Origin of the sequence: Pseudomonas sp. KT_2_4 (genome assembly GCF_041410225.1) — a bacterium.
Lineage (GTDB): Bacteria > Pseudomonadota > Gammaproteobacteria > Pseudomonadales > Pseudomonadaceae > Aquipseudomonas > Aquipseudomonas paracarnis.
The window spans coordinates 2,182,373-2,203,145 of record NZ_CP166962.1 but is presented as its reverse complement, the minus strand read 5'-3'; the positions used below and the strand labels follow the sequence as shown (position 1 = coordinate 2,203,145).

General features: G+C 61.1%; 18 protein-coding genes. 9 read left to right on the top strand and 9 right to left on the bottom strand.

Annotated features, from left to right (window positions below; translation table 11 throughout):
- Positions 1 to 154: 154 nt before the first annotated feature.
- From AB9N64_RS10070 to AB9N64_RS10055, 4 genes are all read right to left on the bottom strand, one after another.
- Complete coding sequence (locus AB9N64_RS10070; RefSeq protein ID WP_323557767.1) at positions 155 to 1,822, bottom strand: bifunctional protein-serine/threonine kinase/phosphatase; 1,668 nt, start codon at positions 1,820 to 1,822, stop codon at positions 155 to 157.
- Entirely contained in the window at positions 1,822 to 3,033 is a 1,212-nt protein-coding gene (locus AB9N64_RS10065) for a NarK/NasA family nitrate transporter (RefSeq protein ID WP_014719480.1), read from the bottom strand. The genes AB9N64_RS10070 and AB9N64_RS10065 overlap by 1 nt, the downstream gene beginning before the upstream one ends.
- Positions 3,034 to 3,179: 146 nt before the next feature.
- On the bottom strand, positions 3,180 to 3,755 hold the full coding sequence (locus tag AB9N64_RS10060) for an ANTAR domain-containing response regulator (protein ID WP_003193274.1): 576 nt from the start codon (positions 3,753 to 3,755) through the stop codon (positions 3,180 to 3,182).
- A 13-nt stretch (positions 3,756 to 3,768) separates the two neighbouring features.
- Positions 3,769 to 4,968 carry a CmpA/NrtA family ABC transporter substrate-binding protein gene (locus tag AB9N64_RS10055; protein WP_014719479.1) on the bottom strand — a complete coding sequence of 400 codons (1,200 nt, stop codon included), beginning with the start codon at positions 4,966 to 4,968 and terminating at the stop codon, positions 3,769 to 3,771.
- Positions 4,969 to 5,214: 246 nt separating this feature from the next.
- On the opposite strand from AB9N64_RS10055, the gene AB9N64_RS10050 reads away from it, so the two are divergent.
- From AB9N64_RS10050 to AB9N64_RS10030, 5 genes are all read left to right on the top strand, one after another.
- A complete protein-coding gene (locus AB9N64_RS10050) occupies positions 5,215 to 5,946 on the top strand; it encodes a secretin N-terminal domain-containing protein (RefSeq protein WP_014719478.1) in 732 nt (243 codons plus the stop codon).
- A 15-nt stretch (positions 5,947 to 5,961) separates the two neighbouring features.
- On the top strand, positions 5,962 to 6,177 hold the full coding sequence (locus AB9N64_RS10045) for a FliM/FliN family flagellar motor switch protein (protein WP_003193267.1): 216 nt from the start codon (positions 5,962 to 5,964) through the stop codon (positions 6,175 to 6,177).
- Between the two features lie 164 nt (positions 6,178 to 6,341).
- The gene (locus AB9N64_RS10040) at positions 6,342 to 6,731 is read left to right on the top strand and encodes a winged helix-turn-helix domain-containing protein (RefSeq protein WP_060767348.1); all 390 of its coding nucleotides are present in this window, start codon (positions 6,342 to 6,344) and stop codon (positions 6,729 to 6,731) included.
- Positions 6,718 to 7,185, top strand: coding sequence for a transglycosylase SLT domain-containing protein (locus AB9N64_RS10035; protein ID WP_014719475.1), 468 nt, complete (start codon positions 6,718 to 6,720; stop codon positions 7,183 to 7,185). Before AB9N64_RS10040 ends, AB9N64_RS10035 begins: the two co-directional genes overlap by 14 nt.
- A gap of 85 nt (positions 7,186 to 7,270) precedes the next feature.
- The gene (locus AB9N64_RS10030; RefSeq protein ID WP_014719474.1) at positions 7,271 to 8,290 is read left to right on the top strand and encodes a quinone-dependent dihydroorotate dehydrogenase; all 1,020 of its coding nucleotides are present in this window, start codon (positions 7,271 to 7,273) and stop codon (positions 8,288 to 8,290) included.
- Between the two features lie 121 nt (positions 8,291 to 8,411).
- Here the strand turns inward: AB9N64_RS10030 and rmf are convergent, their stop codons facing one another.
- Positions 8,412 to 8,627, bottom strand: a complete 216-nt coding sequence (rmf, locus tag AB9N64_RS10025; protein WP_002553055.1) for a ribosome modulation factor — start codon at positions 8,625 to 8,627, stop codon at positions 8,412 to 8,414.
- Between the two features lie 532 nt (positions 8,628 to 9,159).
- On the opposite strand from rmf, the gene rlmKL reads away from it, so the two are divergent.
- The gene (gene rlmKL, locus AB9N64_RS10020; RefSeq protein WP_014719473.1) at positions 9,160 to 11,424 is read left to right on the top strand and encodes a bifunctional 23S rRNA (guanine(2069)-N(7))-methyltransferase RlmK/23S rRNA (guanine(2445)-N(2))-methyltransferase RlmL; all 2,265 of its coding nucleotides are present in this window, start codon (positions 9,160 to 9,162) and stop codon (positions 11,422 to 11,424) included.
- A 200-nt stretch (positions 11,425 to 11,624) separates the two neighbouring features.
- The gene (locus tag AB9N64_RS10015) at positions 11,625 to 14,009 is read left to right on the top strand and encodes a diguanylate cyclase (RefSeq protein ID WP_019820512.1); all 2,385 of its coding nucleotides are present in this window, start codon (positions 11,625 to 11,627) and stop codon (positions 14,007 to 14,009) included.
- Between the two features lie 130 nt (positions 14,010 to 14,139).
- Here the strand turns inward: AB9N64_RS10015 and dacB are convergent, their stop codons facing one another.
- Entirely contained in the window at positions 14,140 to 15,600 is a 1,461-nt protein-coding gene (dacB, locus tag AB9N64_RS10010) for a D-alanyl-D-alanine carboxypeptidase/D-alanyl-D-alanine-endopeptidase (RefSeq protein ID WP_014719471.1), read from the bottom strand.
- Positions 15,601 to 15,836: 236 nt separating this feature from the next.
- Here dacB and AB9N64_RS10005 point away from each other — a divergent pair, with 236 nt between their 5' ends.
- Positions 15,837 to 16,181: a YggL family protein gene (locus tag AB9N64_RS10005; RefSeq protein ID WP_003193255.1), complete on the top strand. Its 345-nt coding sequence runs from the start codon at positions 15,837 to 15,839 to the stop codon at positions 16,179 to 16,181.
- A 37-nt stretch (positions 16,182 to 16,218) separates the two neighbouring features.
- On the opposite strand, the gene AB9N64_RS10000 is transcribed toward AB9N64_RS10005, so the two are convergent.
- Entirely contained in the window at positions 16,219 to 17,409 is a 1,191-nt protein-coding gene (locus AB9N64_RS10000; RefSeq protein ID WP_019820510.1) for a benzoate/H(+) symporter BenE family transporter, read from the bottom strand.
- Between the two features lie 222 nt (positions 17,410 to 17,631).
- Here AB9N64_RS10000 and AB9N64_RS09995 point away from each other — a divergent pair, with 222 nt between their 5' ends.
- Positions 17,632 to 18,396, top strand: coding sequence for a GntR family transcriptional regulator (locus AB9N64_RS09995; RefSeq protein WP_014719469.1), 765 nt, complete (start codon positions 17,632 to 17,634; stop codon positions 18,394 to 18,396).
- A 154-nt stretch (positions 18,397 to 18,550) separates the two neighbouring features.
- Here AB9N64_RS09995 and guaD read toward each other — a convergent pair whose 3' ends face one another.
- Positions 18,551 to 19,855: a guanine deaminase gene (gene guaD / locus AB9N64_RS09990; RefSeq protein WP_014719468.1), complete on the bottom strand. Its 1,305-nt coding sequence runs from the start codon at positions 19,853 to 19,855 to the stop codon at positions 18,551 to 18,553.
- 12 nt (positions 19,856 to 19,867) lie between these two features.
- Positions 19,868 to 20,707 (bottom strand): xanthine dehydrogenase accessory protein XdhC, encoded by an 840-nt coding sequence (gene xdhC, locus AB9N64_RS09985; RefSeq protein WP_014719467.1) that lies wholly within the window; start codon positions 20,705 to 20,707, stop codon positions 19,868 to 19,870.
- Positions 20,708 to 20,773: the final 66 nt, after the last annotated feature.

Sequence of the window (20,773 nt, the reverse complement as noted above, 5' to 3'; positions counted from 1 at the left end):
GTCCTGGTCCCGTTCTCTCGGGAAGCTCGGCCCTTCGTCGTTGAAGGAGCGGCTATATGTGGGGTGTTGGCAAAGCTAATGCAGCAGCTGTGCCAAGTCCCTATAGCCCCAGCTTTACTGGGCGTTTACACAGAGAGTCGGCGGATTCTGCCCGTTAGTGGTGCATCAACCAGTACAACAGCACCAGATTGAGCAAAAGCGAGGCCATCGCCAGGGTCTGCCAGACTTTCAAGGGTTCGCGTTCGAGCAAAGGCCGTGGGCGTAGGCTCAATTCGCGGCGGTCGGCCTGCTCCAGCACCAACAGCCATTCTTCGGCGGTTTCATAGCGTTGGCCCGGGACAGCGAACAGCGCTCGTTCCAGACTGTGCGGCAACCACTCCGGCAAGTCGGGGCGATAACGGCTGGCGCTGACGGGTTGGGAAAACCTGGGCCGTTGGAAGGCCTCGATTTCACCGTAGGGGTAATGCCCAGTCAGCAGGTAATACAAGGTCACGCCGACGCTATATAAGTCCTGTTGTGCCGTAGGCTGCTCGCCAGCGAACGCCTCGGGCGCGATGAAACTCGGGGTGCCGGGTAGCAGGTGCGCACGGTCCTCGGAGAGCCCGGGGCAATAGGCCAGGCCGAAGTCCAGCACCCGCAGTTCGCCATCTTCTCCCAGCAGCAGGTTTTCTGGCTTGATATCGCGGTGCAGGATCTGCCGGCGATGCAGCAGGCCCACGGCGCGCAGCAAGCGTTCTGCAATCGACTGCCATTGTGCCAACGGAAGAGGGCCCTGTTGTTGGAACAGTTGGGCCAGGGTTTGCCCGGCGTATTCGCGCATCACGTAGTACAAATGCTGACGGCCACTGGCGGCATGCACTTCGGGAAAGGCACGGCCGGCGACCCGGCGCAGAAACCATTCCTCCGATAACAAGGCCTGGGCCGCATCGGTATCGTCGCAACGCAACGGCAAGGTCTTGAGCAGCCAGGGGTGCCCCTGGGCGTCGTGCACGCGGTACAGCAACGACTGCCGACTCTGCGCCAGCACGCTTTGCACCTGCCAGCCTTCAAAGATTTGTCCGACTTTCAGCGGTGGCGGCAGTGGCCATTGCTGCAACTGCACCAGGGCGTCGCCGAGGGTGGCCGCGCCGAGTTGATCGATGCGCACCAGCAAGGCGCTGGCATTGTCTTGGCTACCCGCCAGGTGGGCGGCGCTGACCAGAGTGTTGACGGCCAGGTCGAGGTCGCTTTGCTCGCGCAGGATCGCACCGATGCTGTGATCGCCCAGCGTGGCCCACACCCCGTCGCTGAGCAGCAGGAAACACTCGCCCTCGCGCAATGGACCATCGAGGAAGTCCAGCACCAGGTGCTGATCCAGGCCGAGGGCGCGCTTGAGCACATGCTGCATCCCCGGTTGTTCCCACACATGGTCTTCGCTGATGCGTTGCAACTCGCCGTCAAGCCAACGATACGCCCGGCAATCACCGACATGGGCCAGGGTGAAGCGTTGGCCGCGAAACACCAGGGCGCTGAGGGTGGTGAGCAACGGTTGGCCGCCGCCGTTGGCTTGCAACCAGCGATTCTGCGCGACCAACAGACGTTCGAGCGACTGGGCCACGCCCCAAGTCTGCGGCGTGGCGTAGTAGTCCACGGCCAGCGCCTGCAAGGTCGAGCGTGCGGCCAGGCCGCCGTCGGCGCACTGGCTGACGCCGTCGGCCAGCGCGCACAGGTAGCCTTTGCTCGCGGCCAGTTCCGCCATGGGCGTGACCACCCGCAGCGCATCCTGGTTCTCGCTGCGCGGGCCGATGGCACTGGCCTGGGCGACGCTCAGTTGTAGGCTCATCAGACGCGGGCGGCGGTCACGGCGGCCGAACCCCAGGTGGTTCTCCAGCGCCGTTTCACCCCATGCAGGCCGAACCAGGCCAGCACACCGAGGCTGGCGAACAACCACAGGGCCAGTTGATAGCTGCCAGTACTCTGCTTGATGGCGCCCATGCCCGCCGCAAGGGCGAAGCCACCGATGCCGCCGGCCATGCCGATCAGGCCGGTCATGACGCCGATCTCACTGCGAAAACGCTGTGGCACCAGTTGGAATACCGCCCCATTGCCAGCGCCCAGGCCGAGCATGGTGCAGACGAAAAGTGCCAGCGCCGCGTAGGAACTGGGCAGGTTGAACCCCACTGCCGCAATGCAGATCACCGCCACGCTGTACATGCCGAGCAGAGTCTTGATCCCGCCGAACCGGTCTGCCAGGGCGCCACCCAATGGGCGCATCAGGCTGCCACCGAACACACAGGCGGCGGTGTAATAGCCGGCGGTCACCGGGCTCAGGCCGTACTGGTCGTTGAAGTAGCCGGGCAGGGCGCTGGCCAGGCCGATAAACCCGCCGAAGGTCACGCTGTAGAAGAACATGAACCACCAACTGTCGCGGTCGCCCAAGGCCTTGAAGTAGTCGGCCATGGCTTTGGCTTTCGGCCGTTCAGGCGCATTGCGCGCAAGCCAGGCGAATACGATCAGGGTCAGCACCAGTGGGATCAGCGCAAAGCCGAATACATTGCTCCAACCAAAGGCGGCCGCCAGCACGGGCGCCAGCAACGCCGCAAACACGGTGCCGGAGTTACCGGCGCCGGCGATGCCCATGGCCTTGCCCTGGTGCTCCGCCGGATACCACTGTGATGCCAAGGGCAGGGCGACGGCGAAGGACGCACCGGCCATGCCCAGGAACATGCCCAGCAGCAGCGCTTGTTCGTAGCTGTGGATCCCCAGTTTCCAGGCGCAGAACAGCGCCACGATCACAATCACCTGGCCAATCAGCCCGGCGGTCTTGGGCGACAGCTTGTCGGCCAGCATTCCCATCAAAAAGCGCAGCACCGCGCCCGCCAGGATCGGGGTGGCCACCACCAGGCCGCGCTGTTGGGTGGTCAGGTGCAAGTCAGCGGCAATCTGCACCGCCAGGGGGCCCAGCAGGTACCAGACCATGAAGCTCAGGTCGAAATACAGGAACGCGGCAAACAGGGTCGGGGTGTGCCCGGATTTCCAGAAGCTTGATTTCATCACGCACCTCAACGGTTGGGGGTCTAGAAACGAAAAAACGCCGCCACCGGGTTCGCAAGGGCAAACCGGGTGGGCGACGTCTTTGTCGTGAGGGGGCAACCGCCGTTGGCTACCTGTGATAATTCTTTAGCAAGAGCTGAGCCAGATCAGCCGAGCAACTCGCTCATGGCAATAATCTGCTCCGCCACCTGGATCAGTTTCTGTTGACGGCTCATGGCCTGGCGGCGCATCAGGGTGTAGGCCTCTTCCTCGTTACAGCTTTTCATTTTCATCAGCAGGCCCTTGGCCAACTCGATGCGCTTGCGTTCGGCCAGTTGCTGGTCGCGGGCATGCAGCTGGGCGCGCAGGGCCTGGTCACTCTCGAAGCGCGCCATGGCCACATCGAGGATCGGTTGCAGGCGCTGGGCCTGGATGCCTTCGACGATATAGGCACTGACGCCGGACTTGATGGCCTGGCGCATCACATTCGGGTCGTGCTCGTCGGTGAACATCACGATGGGCCGGGGCTGATCGCGGCTGACCAGCACCACTTGCTCCATCACATCGCGCCCGGGTGACTCGGTATCGATCAGGATCACATCAGGACGCACTGTTTCGACGCGTGCGGGCAGGTCGATGGTCAAGCCGGACTCATCGATCACCTCGAAGCCGGCCTCGGTCAATGCGGCCTTGAGGCGCCCTACCTTGCGCGGGGTGTCGTTGATCAACAGGATTCGCAGCATCGTCCGGCTCCTGTCAGCGCAGCGCTTGGCGATTGGCGTCATCGGCCAAGGCGTGAAGGTGGAAGCTGCGGGCATAGCCGGCGGGATCGCTGCCGTCCCAGGTCTTGCCGTCGAGCAACTGGCTGCGGCGCATGTCCGAGTTGCCCGGGGTAATGCCCAGCGTCTCGGCCGCCTGGCGGTACAGCGCCAGTTGCTGCACCTGCCGGGCGACGCCCAGGTAGTCCGGGTCTTCACGCAGCAAGCCCCAGCGCCGAAACTGGGTCATGAACCACATGCCATCGCTGAGGTAGGGCAGGTTCACCTCGCCGTCGGCGAAAAAGCGCAGTGCATGGGGATCTTGCCACTGGTTGCCCAGGCCATCGTCATAGTCCCCCAGCAAGCGTGGTTCGATGCAAGCCACAGGCGCATCGAGGTATTCAGGGGCACTGAGCAACTGGGCGGTAGAGCGGCGGTTTTCACGGCTCTGCTCGATAAACCGGCTGGCCTCCAGGATCGCCATGACCAGCACGCGTGCGGTATTGGGGTAGGCGTCAACGAAGGCTTGGGTGCAGCCCAGGACTTTTTCCGGGTGGTCCGGCCAGATCGCCTGGCTGGTCGCCAGGGTAAAGCCCTGGTTCTGTTGCACTGCGCTGGCGCACCAAGGTTCACCCACGCAAAGGCCGTCGATGCGGCCGGCTTGCAGGTGCGCCACCATTTGTGGCGGCGGCACTACTACGCTGTTCACATCCTGCAAGGGATGAATGCCTTGGCTCGCCAGCCAGTAATACAACCACATGGCGTGGGTGCCGGTGGGAAACGTCTGGGCGAAGGTGAGTTTTGTCCGGCTTTGGTGCACATGGCGCTTCAACGCCTCAGGAGTGATCATCCCTTGCTGTTGCAGGCCATGGGACAGGTTGATGCCCTGACCATTCTGGTTCAGCCCCATCAGCACCGCCATGGGGCTGGGGGCGACGCCGCCGATGCCCAGGTGTACGGCATAGATCAGCCCGTAGAGACTGTGGGCGGCGTCCAATTCACCGCTGACCAGCTTGTCGCGCAGGTTGGCCCAGGACGCCTGGCGCTTGAGGTTGAGTGTGAGGCCGTAGGGTTGGGCGAAGCCCTGGGTGGCGGCGACCACCAGCGAGGCGCAATCGGTCAGGGCCATGAACCCCAGGTCCAGGCTGCTCTTTTCTGGGGCATCGCTGCCGTTTACCCAAGCCAGCGGATCGTTCATCAATACCTGCCTTTTTCTAAAAAAAAGCGCCGTTTCCCTGGTTGGCGTATAGGCCATTGCAGGGGAACGACGCCTTTGTCCGTAGGCCCGTGCCGCCTTTGGTGCGAGCCTGATACAGAGTGCAAAGCAAGGCACATGCCATGGGTGGGGCGGTTGCAACAGGCCGTCAGCTTTCGATCATGATTGAACCTCGTGCGCCTCGCAGTATGGCCGCTTCTTCAGGCCAGACCGCCAGGCATACCCACGGTGCACGCTGATTACCTCGCAACCCTCAATTGCCGCTGGCTGTACAGCGCGCTGCTGTGCGCCGTTCTGGTACTGGGCAGTGCCACGGCCCGTGGCGAGGAGTTGCCGCTCTACGGCGCCGAAGACGAGAGAAGCTCGGCGGTGGTGCTGCGGCATATTTCCGTCAATAGGCTGCGCGGCATCATGCGGCGTGCGGGGCTGGATGAGCCGCGCTACCCCCTGCGTGAAAACGGCGCGCGTACGTTCTATGTAACCGGGCCTTCCCGTTATGTCGACCAGGTATTGCGCCTCGCTCAACTGATGGACCGCCCCCCACGCAAGGTGCCAGAGCATGCGTCGTTATTCGGCGTGGTGAAAGTGATCAACGTCCTCGTGGACGATCACCTGCAGGGCGCAGGTGCCAACAGGGTCCTTGTACCGGGCATGGCTTCAATGATCAAAGCTCGGTTATCCCAGGCGCAGAAGGACCAACTGGCCGATGGCCGCCTTGTGTTAATGGCTTATCCGGATACCAACAGTCTGTTGATCAAGGGTTCACCTGCCCAAGTGAAGGTTATCGAAAAACGGGTGGCCGAGTTGGATGTCGCCCAGCCGCTGGATGAAGCCTCGCCGGGGCCGGCGCAGGCTGTCGGTGGAGACGTGCAACTGGTCGGCGCACCTCAGTTGACCGCCGCGCAATATGAGTACGTGCGACGTGCGTTCCTGCGAGCGGACCCTGAGTCTTCCCCCTGAAAAAGGCGTTTGTCCATGCACCTGGAAATATTGCTGCAGGAGCAACTGATCAGCCGCAAGCGTTTGGCCGCATTCGCACCGGGGAAGGTGCTGCCCTTGGACCCAGGCGTCACCCGCTGTGTGGAGGTGCGGGTCAATGGGCAACTGATGGCAGTGGGAGAGTTGGTGCAGTTGGAGGATCGGCTAGGAGTTGAATTACAGGAAACCTTTCAGGAGTGGCTGCCGCGATAAGGGTGCGAGCGAATTATCTGACCGGCTTCGGCCCAAAAAAGGCAAATGAATGGGTTTTTTCCTAACGCAGGTACGGGGCGCGGTTTTTATAGTCATGCCAATGGCAGATGAATTGGTTCACACAGTATGGATTTGAATGTCAGTAGTCGACTACAGAGGTGCGTATGGCCGTCGTAATGGATGAAACGACGACGTCCCTGGTCTTCGCTCGTTGGACCTTGCATGGCGATGGCCGGTTGACGGGTGTGGAGGCGGATATTCAGTTGGCTCCCAAGGAGGGGCATGTGCTGCGGTTGCTGCTGGCTTCCGGCGGCGCGCTGATGACCAAGGACCGCTTGCTGGAACTGGCCTGGCCTCGGGGGGAAGTGGCCGATGAGTCACTCACGCGGTGTATCTATTCCCTGCGCAAGCACTTGAGGGCCGACAAAGGCTTTATCAAGACGATTTATGGCAAGGGCTATCGCTTTACCTGCCCGGTGCGCGCAGGTGATCAACCCAGGGCAGTGGCACACGTGTGCGCCGTCTGTGGTCAGGCCAGCAATGTCCAGAGTTAAGGCATGGGGCAAAGGCCTGGTGCTCGGGGTATTGATGGGCAGCAGCCAGGCCTGGGCCTTTTGCTGGGAAGAGGCGGCCAGCCGCCACGACCTTGAGCCGGAGTTGCTGCAAGCTATCGCCTCGGTCGAATCGGGTTACCGGGCGCAAGCGATGAACTACACCAACCGCAATGGCACGCGGGATATCGGCTTGATGCAAATCAACAGCATCCATTTGCCGCGCTTGCTCAAGCAGGGCATTACCGAAGAACGGCTGTTGAGCGAGCCCTGCCTGTCGGTAGAAGTAGGCGCCTCGATTCTTGCCGAGTTCATCCAGCGTTTTGGCTATAACTGGACGGCGGTGGGGGCTTACAACGTGGGGCCGGGGCCCGGGCCACAGCGTGAGGCATTACGCCTGCGCTACGCCGAAAGGATCTGGGTGCGTTATGAGGCGTTGACGGCGCAACGTCAATGAGATCAGGTGGCACGCCTCGCATGCAGGCCGCCACCCCGGCTATAATCAGCGTCACCTTTTGCCGCCATCCGAGTCTAGCCCGCCCATGTATACCCTGGCCCGCCAGCTGTTGTTCAAACTCTCCCCGGAAACCTCCCACGATCTGTCCCTGGACCTGATCGGTGCCGGTGGCCGTCTGGGGCTCAATGGCCTGGTATGCAAGGCACCGGCGAAAGTGCCGGTGTCGGTGATGGGGCTCGACTTCCCCAACCCGGTCGGTCTGGCTGCCGGCCTGGACAAGAACGGCGCGGCCATCGACGGGTTTGCGCAACTGGGGTTCGGCTTTGTCGAAATCGGCACCGTGACCCCACGGCCGCAACCGGGCAACCCCAAGCCTCGCATCTTCCGGCTGCCGGAAGCGGAGGCGATCATCAATCGTATGGGCTTCAACAACCTCGGCGTCGACCATCTGCTGTCGCGGGTTCAGGCGGCAAAGTACACCGGCATTCTGGGTATCAACATTGGCAAGAACTTTGACACGCCCGTGGAACGTGCGGTGGATGACTACCTGATATGCCTGGACAAGGTCTACGCCCACGCCAGCTATGTCACCGTCAACGTCAGCTCGCCCAACACCCCGGGGCTGCGCAGCCTGCAATTTGGCGATTCCCTCAAGCAACTGCTCGAAGCCTTGCGCCAGCGCCAGGAAGACCTGGCCGTGCGGCATGGCAAGCGTGTGCCGCTGGCCATCAAGATCGCGCCGGACATGAGCGATGAAGAAACCGTCCTGGTGGCCCAGGCCCTGGTGGATTCTGGGATGGACGCGGTGATTGCGACCAACACCACCCTCAGCCGCGTGGGCGTCGAAGGCCTGGCCCATGGTGACGAGGCCGGCGGCCTGTCGGGCGCGCCGGTGCGGGACAAGAGCACCCATATCGTCAAGGTGCTGGCGGCTGAGTTGGCTGGGCGTTTGCCGATCATCGCGGTGGGCGGTATCACCGAAGGCAAACACGCGGCTGAGAAGATCGCGGCCGGCGCCAGCCTGGTACAGTTGTACTCCGGCTTCATCTACAAAGGCCCGGCATTGATTCGCCAGTCGGTGGATGCCATCGCTGCCTTGCGCTGATCAGGCAATAAAAAGGGCTCCATAAAGGAGCCCCTGGGCCGAAGCCCGCCGCCCGGATGGGGCGCGCGTGGTTAAGTCGCTACAAGTTCAAAGATGTGTGTGTCGCAATTAAATCCCCTGATTAGCCGACGGCGTGAAGTTCGTTGAGTCTGTGGATGCCCGCAGTGCCAGTCATACCGTCCCAGTTGTCGCCGCGTCCTTCTCGCCAGCCGTTGATCCAGGCTTGGCGTACCGACGGTAGAGTAAATGGGCAAAGCTCACGGGATTTTCCATGAACGCCATATTGATATCCGCGTAAAAATGCTCTTTCCAACGGATCACGCTTAAGTCTTCTCATAGGGTGTTTCCCTCACTTGTTGACTGTCTAGATATCCTTCGGCCTTGTCCAAGGCCGGGCAGAGTTTTTCTGCCGTTGGTGGGCTCGCTGCCGGCGTGGCGAGCCAATGTGTTGGCACCGTTACGGCGCCAACCTGTGTTGAGTTCTAACCAATAGGTCACATGTATTCAATGATCGTTTTGTCATAAGCACGTAACGATAACGATGCTATAGCCATAAGCTGGGCTGGTTATTCGCCCCTTTTATAGGGCAAAGCCAGCTATGATGTGCCCTGTAAAGAGGAAAGGTTTAATTCCTTAGTGAGAATGCCCGCCTATTGCAGTCGGTTATTATTCGACGAAGGGTCGGAATATTTCTTTTTGTTGCGCAACATTCTTCTTCTGCCTCGCCAATAAAGGCTCAAGAGCCCGCCAGACGGGGTGGAACGGCACATTCGTGCCACGCGAGCACTCTTCGAGAAAAGTGCTTGATTGAAAACCGAACCGGCGATGCGTCGCCGGTTCACTTATTGCTGAAAAGCCTGGAATGCCCCATGTCGGACCGTTTTGAACTCTTCCTCACCTGCCCCAAGGGCCTCGAAGGCCTGCTGATCGAGGAAGCCGTCGGGCTTGGCCTTGAGGAAGCCCGCGAGCACACCTCGGCCGTGCGCGGCATGGCCGACATGGAAACCGCCTACCGCTTGTGCCTCTGGTCGCGCTTGGCCAACCGCGTGTTGCTGGTGCTCAAGCGTTTCCCGATGAAAGACGCCGAGGATCTTTACCACGGCGTGCTGGACATCGAGTGGGCTGACCACATGGTCCCCGACGGTACCCTCGCGGTAGAGTTCAGCGGCCACGGCTCGGGGATCGACAACACCCACTTCGGGGCGCTGAAGGTCAAGGATGCGATCGTCGACAAACTGCGCACCCCGACCGGCGAGCGTCCGTCCATCGACAAGATCAACCCTGACCTGCGCATTCACCTGCGCCTGGACCGTGGCGAAGCGATCCTGTCCCTGGACCTTTCCGGCCACAGCCTGCATCAGCGTGGCTACCGCCTGCAGCAGGGCGCGGCACCCCTGAAGGAAAACCTGGCAGCGGCGATCCTGATTCGCGCCGGCTGGCCACGTATTGCCGCCGAAGGCGGCGCGCTGACCGACCCGATGTGCGGTGTCGGCACCTTCCTGGTTGAAGGCGCAATGATCGCCGCCGACATGGCCCCCAACCTTAACCGCGAGCTGTGGGGTTTCACCACGTGGCTGGGTCACGTCCCGGCGTTGTGGAAAAAGCTGCATACCGAGGCGACTGAGCGGGCGGCCATCGGCATGAACAAGCCGCCGCTGTGGGTACGTGGCTACGAAGCCGACCCGCGCCTGATCCAGCCCGCACGCAACAACATCGAACGCGCCGGCCTGAGCCACTGGATCAAGGTGTACCAGGGCGAAGTGGGCACGTTCGAGCCGCGCCCGGATCAGAATCAGAAAGGTTTGGTGATCTGCAACCCACCCTACGGTGAGCGCCTGGGTGACGAAGCCAGCCTGTTGTATCTCTATCAGAACCTCGGCGAACGCTTGCGCCAAGCCTGTATGGGCTGGGAAGCCGCAGTGTTCACCGGCGCGCCGGACCTGGGCAAGCGCATGGGTATCCGCAGCCACAAACAGTATTCGTTCTGGAACGGCGCATTGCCGTGCAAGTTGCTGCTGATCAAGGTCAATCCGGACCAGTTCGTCACCGGCGAGCGCCGCACCCCGGAACAGCGCCAGGCCGAACGTGAGCAGGCGGCTTACGACCAGGCCCCGAGCGAGCCGGCAGAGCGTCAGTACAACAAGAACGGCAACCCGATCAAGCCCGCCCCGGCCCCCGTGGTGGAGCAGGCGCGCCTGAGCGAAGGCGGGCAGATGTTTGCCAACCGCCTGCAGAAGAACCTCAAGCTGCTGGGCAAATGGGCCAAGCGCGAAGGGGTGGATTGCTACCGTGTGTATGACGCCGACATGCCTGAGTACTCCATGGCGATCGACCTGTACCACGATTGGGTGCACGTGCAGGAATACGCGGCGCCAAAATCCATCGACCCGGAAAAAGCCTCGGCCCGCATGTTCGATGCCTTGGCGGCAATTCCCCAGGCACTGAACGTCGACAAGAGCCGTGTGGTGGTCAAGCGTCGTGAGCGTCAGAGCGGCACCAAGCAATACGAGCGTCAGAGTGCCCAAGGCAAGTTCACCGAGGTCAGTGAAGGCGGCGTTAAGTTGCTGGTCAACCTCACCGATTACCTGGACACCGGCCTGTTCCTCGACCATCGCCCGATGCGCATGCGCATCCAGAAGGAAGCGGCGGGCAAGCGCTTCCTCAATCTGTATTGCTACACCGCCACAGCCAGTGTGCATGCTGCCAAGGGCGGCGCGCGCAGCACCACCAGCGTCGACCTGTCCAAGACCTATCTGGACTGGGCGCGTCGCAATTTCTCCCTCAACGGCTTCTCCGACAAGAACCGCCTGGAACAGGGTGACGTGATGGCGTGGCTGGAAGCGAGCCGCGATGAATTCGACATGATTTTCATCGACCCGCCGACCTTCTCCAACTCCAAGCGCATGGAAGGCATCTTCGACGTGCAGCGTGACCATGTGCAGTTGCTCGACCTGGCCATGGCACGCCTGGCGCCGGGTGGCGTGCTGTACTTCTCCAACAACTTCCGCAAGTTCCAGCTGGAAGACAACCTCAGCGAACGCTATGCGGTCGAGGAAATCAGCGACAAGACCATCGACCCTGATTTTGCGCGCAATGCCAAGATCCACCGCGCCTGGAAAATCACCGCACGCTGATTTTTCTCTGTAGGAGCGAGCTTGCTCGCGAAGATCGTCAACGATAGCGCTGCGTATCCGGTTTAACGCAGCGCTCTCAGGTTCTTCGCGAGCAAGCTCGCTCCTATTGTTTTTGCACTGGTCAAACCCATGACCGATGGCTATAACTTAAGCCCTAGCCAAAGTGACACCCCCGCACACTGGCGCTGTGAGTGTTGCCTATGCCGATGCAAGTCGTTCGCCCGAAAATCCTTGGTTTTATCAGTGAGCAGGCATCGGCTTGGCTGGTGGCATTGGTGGTGTTACTGGTCGGTAGCGCGCTGACGGTGGTCGTCGCGTGGGCGGCTTCGGACCTGTATCAGCAGCAGGTGCGCCAGCGGTTCCAGTTGCTGGTCAACGAACGCTACAGCCGCATCCAGGAACGTTTTGAAGATCAGGAACAACGCCTGGGCAGCCTGCAGCGTTTCTTCGTCAATTCCGCAGAGGTATCCCGCGCCGAGTTCGACGGTTTCGCCAAACCGCTGTTGTTGCATGCCCGTGCCTATGCCTGGGCACCACGGATATTTCGTACGCAGCGCAGCTCGTTTGAGCAGGACATTTCTCGCCAGCGTGGCATTCCCTTCAGTATCCGCGAACTGAATACTGCAGGTGAGTTGGCGCCCGCGGCCGAGCGCGATGAATACGTACCGGTGCTGTACAGCCAGACCCAAAGTTTGCTGGGCTCGCCGCTGGGCTTTGATCTGCTGGCCCAGCCCCTGCGCCGGTCAGCGCTGGCGCGTGCGCAAGAAAGCGGCCAGTTGGCGGTGTCACAGCCCATGCAATTGGTGGGTGTGGAGCCCGCTTATGCGGCAGGCGTGTTGTTGGTGGCGCCCGTGAGCAAAGTCGCAGATGCCGAGCCTTACGGCTTTGTGATGGCGGTGATCAGCATGCGCCAGCTGGTGGCCGAGGGGTTGCCCAGGCCCAACCGGGACAACCTGGTGATGCAGATCGTAGACACCTCCGACACCCAGCAACGGGTGTTGTACGCGTCCAGTAACGCCTTGGGCAGCAGTGGCTTGACGGCTGCACGTCGCCTCACCCTGGGCGATCATGTCTACGCCCTGAGCCTGAGCGCCAGCGAAGTGTTCGACAAGGCCAACCATTCTTCGATGCACGCCATTCTGGCGATGGGCGTGTTGCTCAGCGCCTTGCTCAGTGCGCTGCTTTACATGCTGGTCAGCCAGCGCCAGCGCGCACTGAAACTGGTGGAGCAACGCACCGTTCAATTGCGTGCCCGTGAACAGGAGTTGCGTGGCGCCCATGGGCAACTGCGCAGCGTGCTGAATGCGGCGACTCAAGTGGCGATCATTGCCACTGACCTGCGCGGTGTGATCAACACCTTCAATGCCGGTGCCGAACAGATGTTGGGCTTTACGGCCGAGGAGGTGCTGGGGCATATGACCTTGGACCGCCTGCACGTGGCCGCGGAACTCGACGCCCGCGCTGAGCCGTTGAGCAGGGCGCTGGGCAAGCGCATTCCGGCGAGCCAGGCGATGCTGGTGGAGAGCCCGGACAGTCAACATGAAGGGCGTGAGTGGACGCTGGTGCGCAAGGATGGCAGCCAACTGACGGTCAACATGTTGCCGACCGTGCTCTTGGATGACCATGGCCTGTGGGTCGGGCACTTGGCGATTTACCTGGATGTCACCGAGCAAAAGCGCGCCTATGAGGCCCTTGCGGTACGCGACCGCCTGCTGAAAAAACTCAGTGCCCATGTACCGGGTGGAATCTTCCAGTTCACTTTGGAACCACAGGACAATTGGCGTTTCATCTATGCCAGCGAAGGCATGCGCGATATCTATGAAATCGAACTGGGCGTGCTGCAGCAGGATGCGGGCAAGGTGCTGGAGCGCATTCACCCTTTGGACCTGGAGCGAGTGCGTGCCTCGATACGCCTTTCTGCGTTGCAACTGAGTCATTGGCGCGAAGAGTACCGCGTGCAATTACCTCAGCGAGGCCTGCGCTGGATTCGCGGCGAAGCGACGCCGGAAGAATTGCCGGGAGGCGGTACGCTTTGGCACGGTTATGTATCGGATATTTCTGATCTCAAACGGGTCGAGGATGAACTGCGCGCACTGTCCATTACCGACTCCCTGACAGGGATCTATAACCGGCGCTATTTCCAGGATCGTCTCAAGGGCGAAATGCTCCGGCTCAACCGTACCTCTGGCGCGCTGTCGTTGATCATGCTCGATATCGACCACTTCAAGCGCATCAACGATCAGCACGGCCATGCCGTGGGCGACGGCGTGTTGCAGGAGTTGTGCAAGCGTATCGGCCAACGCTTGCGCCGTACCGATGTATTTTGCCGGCTGGGTGGGGAAGAGTTTGTGGTGCTGTGCCCCAACACTGATGGCGCACAGGCTTACAGCCTGGCGATGCAGTTGTGGCAGTCGTTGCGTGATGCGGCGATGGAGCCGGTGGGGGTGGTTACCGCCAGCTTCGGCGTAGCCAGTTGGCGGATCGACGAAGGTATCGATGGCTTGCTGCTGCGCGCTGATTCGGCGGTGTACGTGGCCAAGCAGGCGGGCAGGGATCGCGTCGAGGAAGCCCTGACGCTTGAATGATCGTTCCCACGCTCTGCGTGGGAATGCATTCTAAGACGCTCCGCGTCACGCCTTGAGCGCGGACGCAGAGCGTCCAAAACAGCATTCCCACGCAGAGCGTGGGAACGATCAGACAGGGTGATGTGGTGCTTTAGAGAACCGGTGCGGCTGCAACGGCCTTCGGCTGGCGATACAGGTCCAGCAGCACCTGATCCAACACCGACGAGGCTCCCCAAGGCTTGGAGTCGTTGAGAATCGCCACCACCGCCCAGGTATTGCCATTGTTGTCGCGGCTGTAACCGGCAATGGCGCGCACGGTGTTCAAGGTGCCGGTCTTCACATGGGCTTCGCCGCGCAGGGCGGTGGTTTTCAGGCGTTTACGCATGGTGCCGTCGGTGCCGGCGATCGGCATCGAGCTGATGTACTCCGCCGCATAAGGGCTTTTCCACGCGGCTTGCAGCATGGCCGCCATCTCGCGGGCGCTGACCCGTTCGGCGCGGGACAGGCCGGAGCCGTTTTCCATCACCAGGTGCGGCGCGGTGATGCCTTTCTTGGCCAGCCACTGGCGCACGACGCGTTGCGCGGCCTTGGCATCGTCGCCATCGGCATCGTTGCGAAACTGCGCACCCAGGCTCAGGAATAACTGCTGAGCCATAGTGTTGTTACTGTACTTGTTGATGTCGCGGATGATCTCCGCCAGGTCCGGCGAGAAGGCGCGGGCAAGTACCTTGGCATCCTTGGGCACCGGTGCCTGGATGTCACGGCCCTGGATGGTACCGCCCAATTCCTTCCAGATCGCCCGTACAGCACCTGCAGTGTAGGTGGCGTGGTCGAGCAGCGACAGGTAAGTCTGCGAGCTGCAGCCATCACCCAGTTGGCCGCTGACGGTCACGGTCACGCTGCCGTCGGCAGCGGTCACCGGGCTGTAGCGCACGTCACCGGTGCACTGCTTGGCGTTGGTGACTTTCACCTGGTTGTCGATGCGAATGCTGGCAATCGGCGGCTCGACCGATACGATCACCCGCCCCGAATCATTGCGGGTCACGAAGCGCAGGGCCTTGAGGTTGACCAGCAAGGCGTCGGGCTTGACCAGGAACGGCTTGTTCTCATCGTTGCCGTCGTCGTTGAACTCGGGCAATTGCGGCTGGTTGAAGAAATTGCGGTCTAGCACCAGGTCGCCAGTGACTTGCTGCACGCCATTGGCACGCAGGTCGCGCATCAGCAACCAGAGCTTTTCCATGTTCAGTTTGGGATCGCCGCCGCCCTTGAGGTACAGGTTGCCACGCAGCACGCCGCCGCTGAGGGTGCCATCGGTGTAGAACTCGGTCTTCCACTGATGGTTGGGGCCGAGCATTTCCAGGGCCGCATAAGTGGTGACCAGCTTCATGGTGGAAGCCGGGTTCACCGAGACGTCGGCGTTGAAGACCGTAGGGGTACCAGGGCCGTTCAGGGGCAGCATCACCAGGGACAGCGCGGTATTTTGCAGCTTGGCCTTCTGCAAGGCCTGCGCAACGCTGGGTGGCAGGGTGTTATTGACGGGAGCGGCGCAAACGGAAAAGGCCAGGGGCAAGACAACACTGGCAAGTAACACTGAGCGCAAAGATTTGATCATAAGAAATAAAACCCTACTGCTGAGGAGGGTGAAAAAGGCGAGGGGTATGGAAGAAAATCCCTCATTGGTCACGAAAGTGTCGGCATTATGCCCCAAGCTGGCGCCACGTGTAGCTGAACGATAGCTGCTAATCATGGTTTTTTTGCGCGCATTTGCCCGTCGGTCCCAGAGAGTCGGGCAATTGCCGCCTTAAACTGCTAAAGTGCCGCCCGTTAATACTTATGAGGATTGTTCCAATGGCGACTAACCGTTCCCAGCGTCTGCGCAAAAAACTGTGCGTTGATGAATTTCAAGAGCTGGGTTTCGAACTGAACCTGGACTTCAACGAAGGCCTGAGTGAAGAAGCTATCGACGCTTTCCTCGAAGCATTCATCAAAGAAGCCATGGAAGCCAATGGCCTGGGCTATGTCGGCGGCGATGACTACGGTCTGGTTTGCCTGCAAAAGCGTGGCTCGGTCTCCGAAGAGCAGCGTGCTGCCGTGGAAGCCTGGCTGAAAACCCGTTCCGAGCTGACCAAGGCTGAAGTCAGCCCGTTGCTGGACGTGTGGTATCCGGAAAAGCCGATCAACGCGGCTAAGTGATACTGAAAAAAACGGCGACCTGAGGGTCGCCGTTTTTTTATGCCTTGCGCCAATTCAGAATCAGCAGCGTCAACACCCCCGCCACAATCCCCCAGAACGCCGAACCGATGGAAAACAACGTCAAGCCTGACGCCGTGACCATAAAGGTGATCAGCGCCGCTTCCCGTTCCTTCGGCTCATTCATGGCGATGCTCAAGCCATTGATGATCGAGCCAAACAACGCCAACGCCGCAATCGACAGCACCAGTTCCTTGGGCAGGGCTGCGAACAATGCTGCCAGCGTGGCGCCGAATACCCCGGCAATCCCATAGAACACCCCACACCACACCGCAGCGGTGTAGCGCTTGTTGCGGTCTTCATGGGCGTGCGGCCCGGTGCAGATCGCGGCGCTGATCGCCGCCAGGTTGATGCCGTGGGAGCCGAACGGTGCCAGCACCAATGACGCCAGGCCAGTGGTAGTGATCAACGGCGACGCCGGCACGGTGTAGCCGTCGGCTCGCAGCACGGCTACGCCGGGCATGTTCTGCGAGGTCATGGCCACCACGAACAGCGGAATGCCGATGCTGATGGTCGCCGCCAACGAGAAGTGCGGCGTCGTCCAAACAGGCGTCGCCACCTCCAGATGAAAACCGCTGAAATCCAGCAGCCCCATCAGCCCTGACAAGGCGGTACCGATGAGCAAGGCGGCCAGCACGGCATAACGCGGCGACAGGCGCTTGATGATCAGGTAGGTGAAGAACATCCCCAGCACCAGCCCGGTACGATGCTGGGCGGCGACGAAAATCTCGCTGCCGATCTTGAACAGGATCCCCGCCAGCAACGCCGCCGCCAGTGACGCCGGAATCCGCTTGACCAGTTTCTCAAAGCTGCCGGTCAACCCGCAGAGCGTCACCAGTACCGCGCAGGTGATGTAGGCACCGATGGCCTCGCCATAGCTCACGCCGCCCAGGCTGGTGATCAGCAGCGCCGCGCCAGGGGTGGACCAGGCGATGGTGATCGGTGTGCGATAGCGCAGGGACAGGCCGATGCTGCACACCGCCATGCCGATGGAAATCGCCCAGATCCACGAAGAAATCTGCGCCGTGGTCAAGCCGGCGGCCTGGCCGGCCTGGAACATCAGCACCAGGGAGCTGGTGTAGCCGGTCATCATGGCGATAAAGCCGGCGACGACGGCCGACGCAGAAGTGTCGGCCAGTGGGCGCAAGGGCGCTTGGGTGGCGTCGGTCATGGAGAGGTGTTCCTTATTGCCGGGAATTTGCCGCTGGCGGCTCTGATTCAAGCCTAAACTCAAACGTAACGAGTCATTGCAATACAGCCGAGCCCGCAAACAGCCGTACAGTGTGTTGGCGCAGTGGGTTGTGTACAATGTGCGCTGTTTTTAGGTGATACTTGCCAGCGACACGCTGTTGCCGTATTACCGTTAATTCGCCGTTCTCAAACCCGAGTGCCCATGAACGAACAGTTGCAACCTCTCAAGAAACAACCGCGAGCCGGCAAGGCCGGTCGCAGCGGAACCCAGGACGATATCGTCTATGCGCATATCTTCGAGGCGATCCTTGAACAACGCCTGGCGCCCGGAACCAAATTGAGTGAAGAGGCACTGGGCGAGATCTTCGGCGTGAGCCGCACCATCATTCGCCGCGCGCTGTCGCGCCTGGCCCATGAAAGCGTGGTACTGCTGCGGCCCAATCGCGGTGCGGTGGTTGCCAGCCCAAGCGTCGAAGAAGCACGCCAGGTGTTCATGGCCCGGCGCCTGGTGGAGCGGGCGATCACAGAATTGGCGGTGCAGCACGCCACGGCCGAGCAGTTGGCCGAGTTGCGCCAGATGGTCAACGACGAGCGCGACAGCTTCTCGCGCGGTGACCGTGGCGCCGGTATCCGTCTCTCTGGCGAATTCCACTTGAAGCTGGCCGAAGCCGCGAAGAACGCGCCGCTGATCAGCTTCCAGCGCAGCCTGGTGTCCCAGACCTCATTGATCATCGCCCAGTATGAAAGCGGCAACCGCTCGCACTGTTCCTACGATGAGCACACCCAGTTGATCGACGCGATCGAAGCCCGGGATGCGACGTTGGCGGTGAACTTGATGATGCATCACATGGATCACATCGACAGCAAGCTCAACCTCGATGAAGAGAGTGCGTCGGATGATTTGCATGCGGTGTTTTCGCACCTTTTACAGACTAAAAAACCTGGGCGTTCGTCTGTAAAGTTGTAAACCCAATCAAATGTGGGAGCTGGCTTGTGTGGGAGCTGGCTTGCTTGCGATAGCATCACCGCGGTGTAACTGACATACCGCGGTGCCTGCATCGCGGGCAAGCCCGGCGCCCACACAAGCCCCTCCCACATTGGTTTTGTGGGGGGCTCTGAGATCAGCGCTGGTGAACGAGCTGCCCGGCTGCATAGGTCTGCAACACCGTCCGATCATCCCCAAGCGTCATCAGTACAAACAACGTCTCGGCAATGTTATTGGCCTGTTTCAGGCGATAGCTCAGCAGCGGCGTGGCGTTGTAATCCAACACCAGGAAGTCTGCATCGGTGCCTGGTTGCAACGTGCCGATCTTGTCTTCCAGGCGCAGCGCTCGAGCGCCGCCCAGGGTCGCCAGGTACAGTGACTTGAACGGGCTCAAGCGCGCACCTTGCAGCTGCATGACCTTGTACGCTTCGTTCAGGGTTTGCAGCAGCGAGAAGCTGGTGCCGCCACCCACGTCGGTGCCCAGGCCCACGTTCAAGTTGTGTTTTTCGGCCATCGGCAGGTTGAACAGACCACTGCCGAGGAAGAAGTTCGACGTCGGGCAGAACGCGACTGCCGAGCCGGTCTCTGCCAGCCGTGCGCATTCGTCATCGCACAGGTGTACGCCGTGGGCAAACACCGAGCGCTCGCCGAGCAGCTTGTAGTGGTCGTAGACATCCAGGTAGCCGTTGCGCTCCGGGAACAGCTCATTGACCCACTCGATTTCCTGCTTGTTTTCGCTGATGTGGGTCTGCATGTACAAATCCGGGTATTCGCCCAGCAACTGACCAGCCAGCGTCAATTGCTCCGGCGTACTCGTAGGGGCGAAGCGTGGCGTCACCGCGTAATGCAGGCGCCCCTTGCCGTGCCAGCGTTCGATCAGCGCCTTGCTTTCCTGGTAGCCGGATTCGGCGGTGTCGGTCAGGTAATCAGGCGCGTTGCGGTCCATCATCACCTTGCCGGCAATCATGCGCAGGTCGAGTTTCTCGGCCGCTTCAAAGAATGCATTCACCGATTGCGGGTGCACGCTGCCGAACACCAGCGCTGTGGTGGTGCCGTTGCGCAGCAACTCCTTGATGAAAATATCCGCGACTTCTTCGGCGTGAGCCTTGTCGGCAAACTGGCTTTCACAAGGGAAGGTGTAGGTGTTGAGCCAGTCCAGCAGTTGCTCGCCATAGGCGCCGACCATCCCGGTCTGTGGCAGGTGGATATGGGTGTCGATCAAGCCAGGGGTAATCAGCGCGTCCTGGTAATGGGTGATGTCGATATCGGCGGGCAGGCTCGGCAGCAGGTCGCTGGCGTGACCAAGGGCGCTGATCTGGCCGTTGTCGATCACCAGCAGGCCGTCCTCGAAATATTCATAGGAGGCTTCGATCCCAACCACGGCAGGGTCGGCGATGCTGTGCAGGATGGCGGCACGGTAGGCTTTGCGAGTCAAAGGCATGATCGTCTCGATTTAGATAGCTTGGCTGCGGCGTGAAGCCGGCAGCAGTTTGGCAATAGGTTCGGCGCCGGCAAGGTGCTGGCCGAAATTGGCGTTATAGGTGGCAATGATTTCGCCGGCGATGGAGATGGCGATCTCCACCGGGAGCTTGCCCTTGACCTCGGGGAGGCCCATGGGGCAGCGCATGCGTTGCAATTGCGCGGCGTCAAAGCCGCGATCACGCAGGCGGTGTTCGAATTTGACCCGCTTGGTTTTCGAGCCAATCAGGCCGAAGTAGGCGAAGTCGTTGCGCTTGAGCAGGGCGGCAGTCAGTTCCAGGTCCAGCGCGTGGTTGTGGGTCATGACGATGCAGTAACTGCCTGCTGGCAAGTCGGCAATTTCGTCGACCGGCTCTTCGCTGACGATTTTACGCACGCCTTGGGGGATGTGCTGCGGGAATTCCTGCTCGCGGGAATCGATCCAGCGCACCCGGCAGGGCAGGCTTGCCAGCAATGGCACCAACGCACGGCCGACATGGCCGGCGCCAAACACGGCGATGTGCGCCTGCGCCTGGCCCATGGGCTCGAACAACAGCACGGTGACGCCACCGCAGCACTGGCCCAGGCTGGCGCCGAGGCTGAAGCGCTCCAGATGAGTATTCTGCTGGCCGCGCACCAACATGTCTCGGGCGATCTGCATCGCCTTGTATTCCAGGTGCCCGCCGCCGATGGTGTCGAAGGTGTGCGCGGCGCTGATGACCATCTTGGAACCGGCGTTGCGCGGGGTTGAGCCGAGTTCTTCGATGATGGTGACGAGCACGCAGGGTTCGCCCTGGTTGTGCAGGGTGGCGAGGGCGCTGATCCAGTTGTCCATGTCTACCTCAACATTTCTGCTGTTAGTTCGGCCGCTATCGCAGGCAAGCCAGCTCCCACATTTGAT